General features: G+C 72.9%; 15 protein-coding genes. 8 read left to right on the plus strand and 7 right to left on the minus strand.

Features of this window, described 5'->3' with window-relative positions; translation table 11 throughout:
- Positions 1–41: 41 nt before the first annotated feature.
- The 4 genes from K7B10_RS11665 (at position 42) to K7B10_RS11680 (ending at position 3,335) form a co-directional block, all read left to right on the plus strand.
- Positions 42–1,115 (plus strand): peptidoglycan recognition protein family protein, encoded by a 1,074-nt coding sequence (locus K7B10_RS11665; RefSeq protein ID WP_229336042.1) that lies wholly within the window; start codon positions 42–44, stop codon positions 1,113–1,115.
- A gap of 224 nt (positions 1,116–1,339) precedes the next feature.
- Entirely contained in the window at positions 1,340–2,218 is an 879-nt protein-coding gene (locus K7B10_RS11670; protein WP_229336043.1) for a DUF2690 domain-containing protein, read from the plus strand.
- Between the two features lie 236 nt (positions 2,219–2,454).
- Entirely contained in the window at positions 2,455–2,847 is a 393-nt protein-coding gene (locus tag K7B10_RS11675; protein WP_229336044.1) for a peptidoglycan-binding domain-containing protein, read from the plus strand.
- A gap of 92 nt (positions 2,848–2,939) precedes the next feature.
- The gene (locus K7B10_RS11680) at positions 2,940–3,335 is read left to right on the plus strand and encodes a peptidoglycan-binding domain-containing protein (RefSeq protein ID WP_229336045.1); all 396 of its coding nucleotides are present in this window, start codon (positions 2,940–2,942) and stop codon (positions 3,333–3,335) included.
- A 348-nt stretch (positions 3,336–3,683) separates the two neighbouring features.
- Here the strand turns inward: K7B10_RS11680 and K7B10_RS11685 are convergent, their stop codons facing one another.
- From K7B10_RS11685 to K7B10_RS11695, 3 genes are all read right to left on the minus strand, one after another.
- Positions 3,684–4,211 (minus strand): hypothetical protein, encoded by a 528-nt coding sequence (locus tag K7B10_RS11685; protein WP_229336046.1) that lies wholly within the window; start codon positions 4,209–4,211, stop codon positions 3,684–3,686.
- Positions 4,212–4,321: 110 nt separating this feature from the next.
- On the minus strand, positions 4,322–4,726 hold the full coding sequence (locus tag K7B10_RS11690; RefSeq protein ID WP_229336047.1) for a RidA family protein: 405 nt from the start codon (positions 4,724–4,726) through the stop codon (positions 4,322–4,324).
- The gene (locus K7B10_RS11695) at positions 4,723–5,868 is read right to left on the minus strand and encodes an acyl-CoA dehydrogenase family protein (protein WP_229336048.1); all 1,146 of its coding nucleotides are present in this window, start codon (positions 5,866–5,868) and stop codon (positions 4,723–4,725) included. The genes K7B10_RS11690 and K7B10_RS11695 overlap by 4 nt, the downstream gene beginning before the upstream one ends.
- A gap of 139 nt (positions 5,869–6,007) precedes the next feature.
- Here K7B10_RS11695 and K7B10_RS11700 point away from each other — a divergent pair, with 139 nt between their 5' ends.
- The 4 genes from K7B10_RS11700 (at position 6,008) to K7B10_RS11715 (ending at position 9,878) form a co-directional block, all read left to right on the plus strand.
- Positions 6,008–7,651, plus strand: a complete 1,644-nt coding sequence (locus tag K7B10_RS11700) for an AMP-binding protein (protein ID WP_229336049.1) — start codon at positions 6,008–6,010, stop codon at positions 7,649–7,651.
- 27 nt (positions 7,652–7,678) lie between these two features.
- A complete protein-coding gene (locus K7B10_RS11705) occupies positions 7,679–8,485 on the plus strand; it encodes a PaaX family transcriptional regulator (RefSeq protein WP_229336050.1) in 807 nt (268 codons plus the stop codon).
- A gap of 150 nt (positions 8,486–8,635) precedes the next feature.
- Complete coding sequence (locus K7B10_RS11710) at positions 8,636–8,998, plus strand: hypothetical protein (RefSeq protein WP_229336051.1); 363 nt, start codon at positions 8,636–8,638, stop codon at positions 8,996–8,998.
- Positions 8,999–9,038: 40 nt separating this feature from the next.
- A complete protein-coding gene (locus K7B10_RS11715) occupies positions 9,039–9,878 on the plus strand; it encodes a GNAT family N-acetyltransferase (RefSeq protein ID WP_229336052.1) in 840 nt (279 codons plus the stop codon).
- An 81-nt stretch (positions 9,879–9,959) separates the two neighbouring features.
- Here the strand turns inward: K7B10_RS11715 and K7B10_RS11720 are convergent, their stop codons facing one another.
- The 4 genes from K7B10_RS11720 to K7B10_RS11735 form a co-directional block, all read right to left on the minus strand.
- Positions 9,960–12,245: a bifunctional salicylyl-CoA 5-hydroxylase/oxidoreductase gene (locus K7B10_RS11720; RefSeq protein ID WP_229336053.1), complete on the minus strand. Its 2,286-nt coding sequence runs from the start codon at positions 12,243–12,245 to the stop codon at positions 9,960–9,962.
- A gap of 4 nt (positions 12,246–12,249) precedes the next feature.
- Positions 12,250–13,077: an enoyl-CoA hydratase family protein gene (locus tag K7B10_RS11725; protein ID WP_030868826.1), complete on the minus strand. Its 828-nt coding sequence runs from the start codon at positions 13,075–13,077 to the stop codon at positions 12,250–12,252.
- 133 nt (positions 13,078–13,210) lie between these two features.
- Positions 13,211–14,224: an ornithine carbamoyltransferase gene (gene argF / locus K7B10_RS11730; RefSeq protein WP_229336054.1), complete on the minus strand. Its 1,014-nt coding sequence runs from the start codon at positions 14,222–14,224 to the stop codon at positions 13,211–13,213.
- A gap of 77 nt (positions 14,225–14,301) precedes the next feature.
- Positions 14,302–15,528: an arginine deiminase gene (locus K7B10_RS11735; RefSeq protein ID WP_030868832.1), complete on the minus strand. Its 1,227-nt coding sequence runs from the start codon at positions 15,526–15,528 to the stop codon at positions 14,302–14,304.
- Positions 15,529–15,566 lie beyond the last annotated feature (38 nt).

Consider the following 15,566-nt stretch of genomic DNA (forward strand, 5'->3'; position numbering starts at 1 on the left):
TCCTAGCGTTCACCTGCAACTTCTCGATGGAACGGACTCACATGACCACGCCGACGGCACGACCGCTGCTCCGCCGACGCACCCTGCTGGCCGGCGCGCTGTCCCTGGGGGCGGCACTGGCCGCGCCGGGTACGGCCGGACGGGCGCGGGCCGCCGACGGCCCGCTCGTATCCGACTGCGAGGCCTGGGGAGCGCGGGCACCGAAGAGCCCCGTGAAGGTGCTCGCGGCCCGGCCGCAGAAGATCATCGTGCACCACACGGCGACCGCGAACGTGGCCGAGTACGGGCAGGACCGCGCCTTCGCGCTGGCCCGCGCGATGCAGACGTACCAGATGGACACCGAGGGCTGGATCGACACCGGGCAGCACTTCACCGTCAGCCGGGGCGCGTTCGTCACCGAGGGGCGGCACGGCAGCCTGGCCGCGCTGGACAGCGGGGGGCAGATCGTCGAGGCGGCGCACTGCACCGGCCAGAACACGGTGGCCATCGGCATCGAGAACGAGGGCACCTACACCACCGAGGAACCCCGCGCCGAGCAGTACGCGGCGCTCGTCGGCCTCTGCGCCCGCATCTGCCTCCAGTACGGGCTGCAGCCGTACCAGATCTACGGGCACCGGGACTTCAACAACACCCAGTGCCCCGGCGACCGCCTCTACGCCCTGCTGCCGCAGCTGCGCGCGGACGTGGCGGCCCGGATCGGCGGCGACCCGGCGGCTCCCGTGTGGCCGCTGCTGCGTGCGGGCGATGTGAACGAGCGCGTACGCGTCCTGCAGTGCCTGCTCGTCCAGCGCGGGGCGGCGATCACGCCGGACGGATCGTTCGGGCCGGCGACCGACGGCGCGGTGCGCGCGTTCCAGAAGCAGATCGGCGCCGCCATCGACGGGTTCGCGGGGAACCAGACCTGGAACCAGCTGTGCGCGCCGGTGGCGCAGGGAGCGGCCGGGGAGGCGGTGAAGGCGGTGCAGAGCCGGCTGTCGGCACTCGGCTTCCCGACGACGGCGGACGGTGCGTTCGGGCCCGGCACCGCGGCCCGCGTGGCGGCGTTCCAGGCCTCGCGCGCGCTGCCGCAGGACGGGGTCGTGGACGCCCGTACCTGGAGCCGCCTGCTCGCCTGACATCCGTGTTCGCAGGCACCGCGAAAACCCTGCACTGACCTTGGCCTCCCGGGAGTTGGCTCCCGGGGGCCACAGTCATGAGCACGCCACTTCGTGGCTGATACTGTTCCCCGCGGCCAACGGCCGGGGGGACGGAATGAGCACGAGATGGGGGACCCACCTTGATGGCAGGGGGATCAGGGGCGGCCGGCGGGGACGCTCCGAGAGGCGACCTTTTCGCCGAAATGCGGCGGATCAAGGACGCGTCGCAGCTGAGCTACAACCGCCTCGCGGACAAGACGCACTACAGCCGTTCCTCTTGGGAGCGGTTCCTCAACGGCAAGCAGGTCCCGACCCGTATCGCGGTCGAGGAGTTCGCGACCGCGGCCGGGGCGGACCCCGAACCTCTGCTCGTGCTGCTCGAGCTGGCCGTCGTACGCGATGAGGCGCCGGCGGAGGAGCCCGCGGTCCGGGCCCCGGAGCGCCCGAGGCCGGGTGTCCCCGTCAAGCCGGCGACGGTACGGCCGGCTCCGGACCCGGCCCCGACCCCGGCCCCGACCGTGGAAGGAGCCGTCCTCACAGGGCGGTTCGCCTGGTCCAGGATCCTGCGCACGGCGGCCGGCGTCCTGGCGGGCGCCCTGCTGGGCAGCCTGCTGACGGTCTTCCTCGTCGAACCGGCCGGCGCGGGCACCGCCCAGGGCCCCACCGCCGGGGCGACGGGCTCGCCCGGCGCCACACCCGCCCAGGCCCGCCCGAGCGGGCCGGTCAAGGTCGGCTGCAAGAGCGACACCTGCATGCGCCGCGAACCGCAGGCGGAGGACTGCCAGTGGGACGCGGTCACGGTGCGCCAGACCTTCCTGCGCGGCATGAGCATCCAGTTGCGCTACAGCGAGGCCTGCCAGGCGGTGTGGGGGCGCGTCGAGAACGGCAACATCGGGGACACGGTCATGATCCAGGACAAGCGCAACTCGTCCGACGAGGCCACGATCCGGATGGAACACGACACCTACACGCGGATGCTGGCCGTCACCCCGGACGCGACATGGGAGACCATCACGATCTGCGGGGCGATTCCCAGCCAGAAGGAACAGGAGTGTTCCCCGCTGGGTGCGATCAAGCCCTGACCCCGGCACGGGACAGGGCGGGACGGGACGGCGTCCGGGACACACCCGGGACGGTACGGGACGGTCGGCCCGCCCGCCCGGGAAGCCCGGTCGGGACGTCCCTGGGACGAGCCCCGGGAATCCGCTCTGAGCTGGTTGGACGCTCGTCCCCCGCTTCCCAGGACAGGTGGGAAGCGGGAGCCGGACGCGCCCCGTGTGGCAGCTTTTCGCTGTCACCAGCGAAGGGCTCTTCCGACATGCGCACATCTCGCCCCACGAAGGGCGTCACCTCACTCCTCCTCGCGGCGGTCTCCGCCGGCGCCCTGTTCGTCTCCGCGCCGGCCGCCCAGGCGGACGACTCCTCGTACAAGATCTGCAAGGACACGTACGGCACGCGGCTCTCCCCGAGCGGCTACACCATCCCGCGGTACGACTACTCCCAGGGTGACTCCGACGTCTGCGTGGCCGGGCTCCAGGAACTCGTCTCGCAGTACGGCCTTTCCCCGTGGGAGCAGAGCGGCGGCAACTTCGTCGACGGCGTCTTCGGCGCGCGTACCGCCTCGGCCGTCCGCAGGTTCCAGAGCGGCCACCACCTCGACCCCGACGGCGTCGTGGGACCGCGGACCTGGGAGAAGCTCCTGACGGGCTGAGCCCCGCCCCTCCTCGCGCCCCGCCCTCTCCTCCTCGCCCGGCTTCCGCCCTCTTCGTCATCGTCATCGTCATCGTCAGGAGACGCTCTTCCATGTCCTCGTCGCGCCGCATCCGCCCCCTCACGGCCCTCGCGCTCGCCGCGTCCGCCGTCGGCACGCTGCTGGTCACCGCCCCCACCGCCTCGGCCGGTGACTACCGCGACGCCTGCACCCGCAGCGTCGGCACCCGCACCTCTCCCAACGGCTGGTCCATCCCCGCCCGCAACTTCCAGTACGGCTCGTCGGGCGTGTGCGTGCGCGAGATCCAGTTCGACATCGCCGCCACCGTCGGCATCGCCCCCGCCGACTGGCCCGGCTTCATCGACGGCATCTTCGGCTCGAAGACCGACGACTACGTGAAGGAGTTCCAGCGCCAGTCCCACCTGGACCCGGACGGCGTCGTCGGTCCCAGGACCTGGGAGGCTCTCATCTCCCGGACCACGGACTGATCGCCATGACGGACAAGGCAGCGCGTCGGCGCCACGGTGGTGCTCGCCAAGGGCTCGTCCGGGGTGTGCGTCCGGGAACTCCAGGAGGAGCTGCTCCAGGCCGGAGCGGTCGCCGGCGAGGACCAGCCCGGCTTCGTCGACGGCGACTTCGGCCCCAAGACGTACAGGGGTCGTGAACTTCCAGCGCAGCGCCTCGGTCACCGGCGGCGCGGACGGCGTCGTCGGGCGCTACACCTGGCACCACCTGATCGCCACGGTCTACTTCGACCAGGGCGGGCATCCGGCAGCACGGGAAACGAGCCTTACCCGCCGATCGGCGGGTAAGGCTCGTTTCCCGTGCTGCCGGAGCTATCTTCCGCCCCCGCCGCCCCCGCCGTTGCCTCCCCCACCGCCGTCGTGGCCGCCGCCCCCACCGCCACCGCTGCCTCCGCCGTAGCCGCCGTTGCCTCCGCCGCCGTCGTGGCCACCACCGCCACCGCCACCGTCGCCGCCATAGCCACCGCGGCCGGATCCGTTGTCGCTCCAGCCGTTGTCGTGGCCACCGTTCCAGTTGTTGTCGTTGCGGTTGCCATGGTCGGAGCGGTTGTCGTTCCAACGGCCGTTGTTCCAGTTGTCGTTCCAGTTGGCGTTGTCGTGTCGGCCGTTGTTCGAGTCGTTGTCCCAGCACCAGCTGGGGCGGTCGTTCCAGTTGTGCCAGCGCGTGGAGTCGCAGCAGTCACGCCAGTTGTTGCTACCGCGCCAGTCGTCGGAGCACCATCCGGAGTTGTGCTGCTGGGTCTGGGGAAGACCCGCGGCAACCGCTCCGCCGACAGGCATCAGGCCGAGCGCGACGCCCGCGGCTCCTGCCACGATCGTCGCGGTGATGACACGGCGCATGACCATGCACCTCCGAGGATTGAGACATTCCTTATAAAAAGGTCATTTCCACCCTCACCCCTCTCTGGCCCGCTGTCAAAAGCACCTGGTCAGCGATCCGGCAACGTGAGTTACGCCGTTCCGAGTACGGCGATACCGTCCAGTTCGACCAGGGCGGGCCCGTCCCAGAGCCGGACGACCCCGATGACCGCCATGGCCGGGTAATCGCGGCCGGCCAGCCGGCGCCAGATGCGGCCGAGTTCGGGGGCGTGCACGCGGTACGCCTCCACGTCGACCGTGTAGACGGTCACCCGGGCCAGGTCCGCCGGGGTGCCCCCGGACGCGGCGAGGGCCGTCAGCAGGTTTCCCAGCGCGCGTTCGAACTGCTCGGGCAGGGTGTCCCCGACCACCTTGCCCTCGGTGTCGAGTGCGGTCTGGCCCGCCAGGAAGACCAGCCGGGAGCCGCTCGCGGCCACGGCGTGGGAGAAGCCCGTCGGCGGGGAGAGCTCCGCCGGATTGATCCGCTCGACACTCACCGGTAGAGCTCCTTCGCGATGATCGTGCGCTGGACCTCGCTGGCACCCTCGTAGATCCTCGGGGCCCGGACCTCCCGGTACAGGTGCTCCAGCAGGTGGCCGCGCTGGAGGGCGACGGCCCCGTGCAGCTGTACCGCGTGGTCCACCACGTACTGGGCCGTCTCCGTCGCGAGCAGCTTCGCCATCGCCGACCGGCGCGGGACGTCCGCCGAGCCGGCGTCGTACGCCCCCGCCGCCGCGTACACCAGGAGCCGGGCGGCTTCGGTGCGGGTGGCCATCTCGGCCACCCGGTGGCCCACCGCCTGGAGGTCGCCCAGCACCCCGCCGAAGGCGCGCCGCGCCCCCGTGTACGCCAGGGTCGCGTCCAGGGCGGCCCGGGCCATGCCGACGGCGAAGGCGCCCACGCTCGGCCGGAACAGGTTCAGGGTGTCCATCGCGACGCGGAAGCCCCGGCCGGGCTCGCCGAGCAGGTCCTGCGGGCCCACCGGGACCCCGTCGAAGGACAGCCGGCCGATCGGGTGCGGGGAGAGCATGTCCAGGGGCTCGCCCGAGAGCCCGGGGCGGTCGGCCGGGACCAGGAAGGCGGTGACCCCCTTGGCCGCCGGCCCTTCGCCCGTCCGGGCGAACACCGTGTAGAAATCCGCCTCGGGGGCGTTGGAGATCCAGCACTTCTCACCGCTGAGCCGCCAGCCGCCGCCCGCGCCGCCACCGCCCCCGTCCGCCGTGCCCCCGCCGTCCCGTACGGCCTCCAGTGCCAGCGCGGCCGCGTCCGAGCCCGCCCCCGGCTCGCTGAGCGCGAAGGCCGCCACCGCCCGCCCGGCCCGCACCTGCGGCAACCAGCGCTCCCGCTGCTGCGGCGTGCCCGAGCGCAGCACCGGATGCGCCCCCAGGCCCTGCAGGGCCAGGGCCGTCTCCGCCTCCGTGCATCCGTACGCGAGGGATTCACGGAGCAGGCACAGCTCCAGCGCCCCCGAGGTGAAGACCCGCTCCAGCAGGCCCAGCTCGCCCAGCGCCGCGAGCAGCGGGCGGTTGACCCGCCCCGGTTCCCCCTTGTCGGCCAGCGGCCGCAGCCGGTCCGCCGCCAGCGCGCGCAGTTGCCCGCACCACTCCTCTTGTTCCGCCCCGAGCGCGAATCCGGTCATCCGAACATCCCCGCTTCTATCGCGTCCTGTTGACTGCCGTCACCATCACGATACGCTCGTAGCGCACCCGCACGGCCTGCTCCGCCACTTCGGTCCCCCACCCGGGGTGCCGCTGTCGTTGCAAGGGGGCGAACCCGCCTTGGAGCTCAAGCCTTCCGCCCACGCCGACACCTTCGCGCGCGACCATCTGCCGCCGCCGCACGCCTGGCCGCGGCTCGTCTTCGAGCTCCCCGAACTGGCCTACCCGGACCGGCTCAACTGCGGCGCCGAGCTGCTCGACGCCACCATCGACCGGTTCGGGCCCGACCGCCCGGCCTTCCGCAGCGGATCCGGCGAGGTGTGGTCGTACGGCGGGCTGCGCAAACGCGTGGACCGCATCGCCCACGTCCTCACGGCCGACCTCGGCGTGGTCCCCGGGAACCGCGTGCTCCTGCGCGGCCCCACCGGCCCCTGGCTCGCCGCGTGCTGGCTGGCGGTGATGAAGGCCGGCGCGGTGGCCGTGACCGTCCTCGCCCAGCAGCGCGCGCAGGAGCTGGCCACGGTCTGCGCGATGGCCCGGGTGCAGCACGCGCTGTGCCACGTGGGCGTGGTCGAGGATCTGGCCAAGGCCGAGGTGCCCGGCCTGCGGATCACCCCGTACGGCGGCGAGGGGTCCGACGACCTGCTCCGGCTGGCCGAGCGCCACGAGGCGCCGTTCCGGGCCGTCGACACCTCCGCCGACGACGTGGCCCTGATCGCCTTCACCTCGGGCACCACCGGCCGGCCCAAGGGCTGCATGCACTTCCACCGCGATCTGCTCTCCGTCGCCGACACCTTCTCCCGCAACGTGCTGCGGCCCCGACCCGACGACGTCTTCGCGGGCAGTCCGCCGCTCGGTTTCACCTTCGGCCTCGGCGGCCTGGTCGTCTTCCCGCTGCGCGCCGGCGCCTCCGCGCTCCTGCTCGACCAGGCGGTCCCGCGCCGGCTCCTGCCCGCCCTCGCGCAGCACCGGGTGACGGTGCTGTTCACCGCGCCCACCGCGTACCGGACGATGCTGGACGAGCTGGGCCCCCACGACGTGAGCACGTACGACCTCTCCGCGCTGCGTCGCTGCGTCTCGGCCGGGGAGAACCTTCCGGCGGCCACCTGGGAGGCCTGGTACGAGCGCACCGGGCTGCGGATCATCAACGGCATCGGCGCCACCGAGCTGCTGCACATCTTCATCTCCGCGGCCGACGAGGACATCCGCCCGGGGACGACGGGCCGCGTGGTGCCGGGCTGGCAGGCGCGGGTGGTGGACGCCTCCGGCCGCCCGGTCGCGGACAACGAGCCCGGGCTGCTGGCCGTGCGCGGCCCGGTGGGCTGCCGGTACCTGGCCGATCCGCGGCAGGAGGAGTACGTGCGGGAGGGCTGGAACCTGACCGGGGACACCTACGTCCGCGACCCGGAGGGCTATTTCCGGTACGTCGCCCGGGCCGACGACATGATCGTCTCGGCGGGGTACAACATCGCGGGCCCGGAGGTGGAGGAAGCCCTGATGCGCCACCCGGACGTGGTGGAGGCGGCGGTGGTGGGCCGCCCGGACGAGCGACGCGGGCAGATCGTGGTGGCGTACGCCGTCGCCCGGGAGGGCGCGGCGCCCAGCGAGGAGGAGCTGCGCGCGTTCATGCGGGCGGAGCTGGCCCCGTACAAGTGCCCGCGCGCCTTCGTCTTCCTCCCGGCCCTCCCCCGGACCGCGACCGGAAAACTGCAGCGGTTCCGGCTGCGCGACGGGGGGAGCGTCCTGCCGGCGGGCCCGGCATGATCGGCAAGGCACCTCTAGAGTGAACCCGTGGTCGAGCAGCACACTCCGCGATCTCTGATCGTCACGTTCTACGGCGCCTACGGGCGGGCCTTCGAGGGTCCGGTCCCGGTGTCCGCGCTGGTCCGCCTGCTGGGCGCGGCCGGTGTCGACGCCCCGTCGGTCCGCTCGTCGGTGTCCCGGCTGAAGCGGCGCGGCTTCCTGCTGCCCGCGCGCGCCGCGGACGGCTCGGCGGGGTACGAGCTCTCCGAGGAGGCCCGGCAGCTCCTGGACGACGGCGACCGGCGGATCTACGGGGAGCGCGGTGGGCAGCCGGCGGGTGAATGGCTGCTGGCGGTGTTCTCCGTACCGGAGCAGGAGCGCAACAAGCGGCACCTGCTGCGCTCGCGGCTCGCCGGCCTCGGCTTCGGCGCGGTGGCGCCGGGGGTGTGGATCGCGCCGGCCCACCTGTACGAGGAGACCGGGCACACGCTGGACCGGCTGCACCTGACGGCGTACGTGGAGCTGTTCCGCGGCGGCCACCTCGGCTTCGCCCCGACCGCCGAGGCGGTGGCCCGGTGGTGGGACCTGACCTCGCTGGCCAAGCAGCACGAGGAGTTCCTGGACCTGCACGAGCCGGTGCTGCGCGCCCTGCAGTCGGGCCCGGCGCCGACCGCGGAGGAGGCCTACCGCGGCTACCTGCTCGCGCTGGACACCTGGCGGCGCCTGCCGTACGCCGACCCGGGGCTGCCGCGGGAGCTGCTGCCCGCGGACTGGCCGGGCGACCGCGCGGCGGCGGTCTTCACCGAACTGCACGGCCGGCTGCGGGACATCGGGGCGGGGTTCCTGGAACCGTAGGCGGCGCGGGGCGCGTCACGTCGGGGTGTGACGCGAAACGATCTTCCTGCCGGGGCGCCGCCCCCGCCCCCTCACCCACCGCACGCCCAGCCGCCGGACGGTTCCCCGCCGCCCGGATTCGGGCCGCCGCCCACCAGGGCGGGCGGGCGGGTGCGGTGGCAGGGCCTGGTGGCCTCGGCGCTGGGCGGCGCCGTCGCCGGCTACCTCGCGCACGACCTTGCCGCCAACGCCCGCGCCTACTGCGACGCGGGCTGGGAGGCGGGCGGCAGGTTCGAGCTGTTCTTCGAGATGCTCCTGCTGGTCCCGGGGTGCGCGGTGCTCGCCCTGCTGGTCTGGCTGCTCGCCCGGCGCGTGAACCCGGTGGCGGGCGTGGCGGCCGTGGTGCTGGTCCTGTCGGTGGTGGTCGTCTGGTACTTCGCCACGCAGGGCACCCTGGACGGCTACCCCGGGGATTCGGGGCTGTGCGGGCCCGACAACGTGCCGCCGTGGTGGCCGGCCTGGCTGCCCTCGTAAAAGCCCGTGCGCGGGAAACGATCCGGCGCCATCATGAGCCATGACGTGGACGTTCACCCATGACCTGGCGGCCTATCGGGCCGCGGCGGGCCCGGCCGTGGCCGCCGAGCCCGTGGCCAACACCATCCTGCTGACCGTGCTCGCCGCGCTGGAGCGGCACGGCACGGACGCCTATGGGTCCGCCGAGCCCTTCTTCGGCTGGTGGACTGGGGCCGACGGGGGCGTCACCGGCGCCCTGCTCTGCACCCCGCCGCGCCCTCTGCTGATCGGGGCCCTGCCCGAACAGGCCGTGCGCGAGCTGGGGGCAGCGCTCGCCACCGAGCCGGTGCTCGCCGGGGTCGACGTGCTGAACGCCCGGCGCCGCGACGCGCAGGCGCTGGCCGCGGCCTGGGGCAGGCCGAGCGAGGTCACCGAGGAGAACCGGCTGTACCGGCTCGCCGGACTGCTCGCCCCGGACCCCGCCCCGGCCGGGCGGGCCCGGACCGCCACCGAGGCCGACCTGCGACTGCTGCTGGACTGGGCCGGGGCCTTCAAGCGGGAGACCGGGGAGCGGGGCGGACCTTCCGAGGCCTTCCTGCGCGACCGGCTCTCGTACGGGGGCATGCTGCTCTGGGAGCACGCCGGGACCCCGGTGTCGATGGCCGGGTTCTTCCGCCCGGTCGGCTCGGTCTCCCGTGTCGGCCCGGTCTACACCCCGCCGGAGCTGCGCGGCCGCGGGTACGCGGCCGGGGTCACGCACGCGGTCAGCGAGGCGGCGTACGCGGCCGGCGCCTCGCAGGTGCTGCTCTTCACGGACCTGGCCAACCCGACCAGCAACGGCGTCTACCAGCGCCTGGGTTACGTCCCGGTGGAGGACCGCGTCGAGGTGGCGGTGTTGTGAGCACCCCGGCGCGACCGGCGCCGGCGACGAGCCCGAAGACCCTTCGAACCCCCGTGCCGCGCGCCGCCGCGTGAACGCGCTTCAGCCGCGGCCGGTCGGGGGTTTGCGGCTGCCGGCGCGGTAGGGGGCGGGCCAGGGAGCGGCCGGGCCCTCGTAGGACTGGTCGGCGGCCGCGTGCAGGGTCCAGTGCGGGTCGTACAGGTGCGGGCGGCCCACGGCGCAGAGGTCGGCGCGGCCCGCGAGCAGCAGGGAGTTCACGTCGTCCCAGGAGGAGATGGCGCCGACGGCGATGACCGGGATGCCCAGCGCGTTGCGGATCCGGTCCGCGTACGGGGTCTGGTACGAGCGCCCGTACTCGGGGTTCTCGTCCGCCACCACCTGGCCGGTCGACACGTCGATGGCGTCGGCGCCGTGCGCGGCGAAGGCGGCCGCGATGTCCACCGCGTCCTGGGCGGAAGTGCCGCCCGGGGCCCAGTCGGTGGCCGAGATGCGGACGGTCATCGGCCGGTCGGCGGGCCAGACGGCGCGGACCGCGTCGAAGACCTCCAGCGGGAAGCGGAGCCGGTTCTCCAGGGGGCCGCCGTAGGCGTCCGTACGGTGGTTGGTGAGCGGGGACAGGAAGCCGGACAGCAGGTATCCGTGGGCGCAGTGCAGTTCCAGCAGGTCGAACCCGCAGTCGGCGGCCCGTACCGCGGCGGCCGCGAAATCGGAGCGGATCGACGCGAGGTCCGCTGCCGTCAGTGCGCGCGGGACGGCCGAGACGCCCGGCCGGTAGGGCAGCTCCGAGGCCGCCACGAGCGGCCAGTTGCCCTCCGGGAGAGGGTCGTCCATGCCCTCCCACATCAGCCGCGTCGAGCCCTTGCGGCCTGAGTGGCCGAGCTGGACGCCGAGCGCGGTGCCGGGGGCGCAGGTGTGCACGAAGTCCGCGATCCGGGTCCAGGCCGCGGCCTGGCCGGCCGTGTACAGGCCGGTGCAGCCGGGGGTGATCCGGCCCTCCGGGGACACGCAGACCATCTCCGTCATCACCAGGCCGGCGCCGCCGAGGGCCCGCGCGCCCAGGTGCACCAGGTGGAAGTCCCCCGGCGTCCCGTCGCCGTCCTGCGCGCCGTACATGTCCATCGGGGAGACCACGATGCGGTTGCGCAGGGTCAGCCCGCGCAGCTTCAGCGGGGTGAACATCGGCGGGGTGCGCTCGTCCGGGCAGCCGAAGTCCCGTTCCACGGCCCGGGTGAACCGCTCGTCGCGCAGCCGCAGGTTGTCGTGGGTCACCCGGCGGCTGCGGGTGAGCAGGTTGAAGGCGAACTGCCGGGCGGGCTGGTCGACGTACCCGGCGAGCTCCTCGAACCACCGCATGCTGGCGGCGGCGGCCCGCTGGGTCGAGGCCACCGCCGGCCGCCGGGCGGCCTCGTACGCGGCGAGGGCGGCGGGTACGTCCGGCTCGGAGCCCGGCCGGGCGGCGGCCACCGCCCCCGCCACCGCTTCGGCGAGGGCGAGCGCGTCCTCCACCGCCAGCTTGGTGCCGGAGCCGATGGAGAAGTGCGCGGTGTGCGCCGCGTCGCCGAGCAGGACGACGTTGTCGTGCGACCACCGCTCGTTGACGACGGTACGGAACTCGGTCCACGCCGAGCGGTTGCCGTGCAGCGGGCGCCCGCGCAGGGCCTCGCCGAAGATCTTGGCGCAGCGCGCGGCCGATTCGGCCTCGTCGCACAGGTCGAAGCCGGCGGCCCGCCACACCTCCTCGTGCATCTCCACGATCACGGTCGAGGCGTCCGCGGAGTACGGGTAGGCGTGCAGCTGCATGACACCGTGCTCGGTCTCCGCGATCTCGAAGCGGAACGCGTCGAAGGCGAAGTCGGCGGCGAGCCAGATGTACCGGCAGCGGCCGCCCGTCAGTGTCGGGCGGAAGTGCGCGGCGCCGCTCTGCCGGGTCGCGCTGTGTACCCCGTCGGCCGCGACGACCAGGTCGTACGAGGCCGCCAGGACCGCGGCGGCCGGCGCCGGGGTGCGGAAGCGGAGCCTGACCCCGAGGCCGGCGCAGCGCTCGTGGAGGATTTCCAGCAGCCTGCGCCGGCCGAGGGCGGCGAAGCCGTGGCCGCCGGAGGTCAGCAGCCGCCCCCGATGGACGACGTCGATGTCGTCCCAGCGCACGAACTCGGCGCCGAGGGCCGCGTAGACCACGGTGTCGGCCCGTTCGATGCCGCCGAGGGTCTCGTCGGAGAGCACCACGCCGAAGCCGAAGGTGTCCTCGGGGGCACCCCGCTCCCAGACCTCGACCGTGTGTCCCTGGCGGGCCAGCAGCGCGGCGGCGTACAGGCCCCCGGGCCCGCCGCCGACGACGGCGACCCGCAATGCTCTGCCTGCCGGCATGGTGCTACCTGCCCTTCCACTCCGGGGGCCGCTTCGTGGTGAAGGCGGCGTGGAACTCGGCGTAGTCCCGGCCGTTCATCAGCAGGGCCTGGGTGTTGGCGTCGAGCTCGACCGACGCGGCCAGCGGCATGTCGAGCTCGGCGGTCAGCAGTGCCTTGGTCTGCGCGTAGGCGAGGGCCGGGCCCGCGGCGAGGTGCGCGGCGAGCTCGGCGGCCCGCAGGCCGGCCTTGCCCTCCTCGGTGACCTCGCTGAGCAGGCCGATGCGCTCGGCCTCCGGCGCGCGTACGGGCTCTCCGAGCATCAGCAGCCGGGTGGCGTGGCCGAGGCCGACGACGCGGGGCAGCAGGTACGCGGCGCCCATGTCCCCGCCGGAGAGGCCGACGCGGGTGAAGAGGAACGCGAAGCGGGCGGTGGGGTCGGCGATCCGGAAGTCGGAGGCGAGCGCGAGGACGGCGCCGGCGCCGGCGGCGACCCCGTGCACGGCGGCGATCACCGGGAAGGGGCATTCGCGGATGGCCCGTACCACCTGGCCGGTCATCCGGTTGAAGTCGAGGAGCTGGGCCGTGTCCATGGCGAGGGTGGCGCCGATGATCTCGTCGACGTCGCCGCCGGAGCAGAAGCCGCGCCCCTCGCCGCCGAGGACGAGGGCGCGCACGGACCGCTCGCGCGAGAGCTCGGCGAGCAGATCGCGCAGGTCGGCGTAGGCGCCGAAGGTGAGGGCGTTGAGTTTCTCCGGGCGGTCGAGGGTGACGGTGGCCACGCCGTCCTGCCGGGTCACCCGCAGGTGGCGCCACCGTTCGGTCGCTGCTGTGGAACCGATGAAGGGGCTCACACGATCGACGGTATCACTGCATCGTGACTGCCGTCACAGAAACGCGACACACGGGTGAGGGTGCACCCCGCGCAAAGCCGTCCGGTTCACCCCTGGCGGCGCCGTCCGCATGACTATGCGGAACCGACTGCAATCAGGTCGCAGTCGGTCCGGCGAGGGTGGCGACGAGTACGGCCTTGATGGTGTGCAGCCGGTTCTCGGCCTCGTCGAAGACGACGGAGTGCGCGGATTCGAACACCTCCTCCGTCACCTCCAGCGAGTCCAGCCCGTGCCGCTCGTGGATCTCCCGGCCGACCTTGGTGCCCAGGTCGTGGAAGGCCGGCAGGCAGTGCAGGAACTTCACGTCCGGGTTGCCGGTCGCGCGCAGCACGTCCATCGTGACGGCGTACGGGACGAGGGCGGCGATCCGCTCGTCCCAGACCTCCTTGGGCTCGCCCATGGACACCCATACGTCGGTCGCGACGAAGTCCGCGTGGGCCACGCCCTCGGCGACCTGCTCGGTCAGCATGATCCGGGCCCCGCTGGCGGCCGCGAGCTCGCGCGCCCCGGACACCACGGACTCGGCCGGCCAGTAGGCCTTCGGCGCGACGATCCGCACGTCCATGCCGAGCAGCGCGCCGGTCACCAGGTACGAGTTGCCCATGTTGAACCGGGCGTCGCCGAGGTAGGCGAAGACGATGCGCTCCAGCGGCTTGGCGCAGTGCTCGGTCATGGTGAGCACGTCGGCCAGCATCTGGGTGGGGTGCCAGTCGTCCGTGAGGCCGTTGAACACCGGCACGCCGGAGTGGGCGGCGAGCGCCTCGACGGCCTCCTGGCTGTCACCCCGGTACTCGATGCCGTCGAACATCCGGCCGAGCACCCGCGCCGTGTCCTTGACCGACTCCTTGTGGCCGATCTGGGAGCTGGAGGGGTCGAGGTAGGTGGTGTGCGCCCCCTGGTCGGCGGCGGCGACCTCGAACGCGCAGCGGGTGCGCGTCGAAGTCTTCTCGAAGATCAGCGCGATGCTCTTGCCCTGGAGGCGGCGCTGCTCGGCGCCGGCCTTCTTGGCCGCCTTGAGGTCGGCCGCGAGCTCGATCAGACCGCGGAACTCGGCGGCGGAGAAGTCGAGCTCCTTGAGGAAACTGCGGCCGACGAGGTCGGTGGCCATGGGGACACTCCAAGGGTCACGCTGACAGGGGATGCTGGAAGTCTATACGATCCCCCGTATTGATATACAGAGGGGCCTCAGACCGGATCCCGCTCCACCGGGCAGCTCATGCACCGCGGCCCGCCCCGTCCCCGCCCCAGCTCGCTGCCCGGGATCTCGATGACCTCGATGCCCTCCTTGCGCAGGTGGGTGTTGGTCGTCACGTTCCGCTCGTAGGCCACCACCACCCCCGGCTCGACGGCCAGCACGTTGCAGCCGTCGTCCCACTGCTCGCGCTCCGCCGCGTGCACGTCCTGCGTCGCGGTCAGCACGCGGATCGAGTCCAGCCCGAGCGCCGCCGCGATCGCCCGGTGCATGTGCTCCGGCGGGTGGTCGGTCACCTTCAGCTCCTGCAGACCCGCGCCCGGCTCGATCGTGTAGGAACGCAGCATGCCCAGGCCCGCGTACTGGGTGAACGTATCTCCGTCCACCATCGTCATCACCGTGTCCAGGTGCATGAAGGCCCGCCGCTTCGGCATGTCCAGCGCGACGATGGTGGTCGCCGACCCGGCCGCGAACAGGCCCCGCGCGAGCATCTCCACCGCCTGCGGCGTGGTCCGCTCGCTCATCCCGATCAGCACCGCGCCGTTGCCGATGACGAGCACGTCCCCGCCCTCGATGGTCGAGGGGTAGTCCGACTGCCCCTGCGACCAGTAGTGGAAGGCCCCGGAGGAGGTGAAGAGCGGGTGGTGCTTGTAGATCGCCTCGAAGTGCACCGTCTCGCGCTGCCGGGCCGGCCAGCGCATGGCGTTGATGGACACCCCGTCGTAGATCCAGGCGGAGGTGTCCCGGGTGAACAGGTGGTTGGGCAGCGGCCCCAGCAGGAAGTCGTCCAGCTCCATGGCGTGGAAGCGGACCGACACCGGCTCGGCGTGCCGCTCCAGGAACTCGCGCTTGGTCATCCCGCCGACCAGCGCCTCGGCCAGCCCGGTCACCGGGAGCTGGTCGAAGACCGCGCGCAGGTGGTCGGTGGCGAGCGGTCCGTACTCCTTCTCGTCGAACACCCGGTCCAGGACGAGGTGTCTGGCCTCCGGGATCTCCAGGGCCTCGCACAGCAGATCACCGAAGAGGTGCACCTCCACACCGCGGTCGCGCAGGACGTCCGCGAAACCGTCGTGCTCCTGACGGGCCCTGCGCACCCACAGCACGTCGTCGAAGAGCAGTGCGTCCTTGTTGCTCGGTGTGAGCCGCTTCAGCTCCAGGTCCGGCCTGTGGAGGATGACGCGGCGAAGCCGCCCGGTCTCGGAGTCGACATGGAATCCCATGGCGTACACGTTCGCAGACCGGACGGCTTTTTGAAGTG

The sequence above is a fragment of the Streptomyces flavotricini genome, from assembly GCF_020639365.1.
Taxonomy (GTDB): domain Bacteria; phylum Actinomycetota; class Actinomycetes; order Streptomycetales; family Streptomycetaceae; genus Streptomyces; species Streptomyces flavotricini.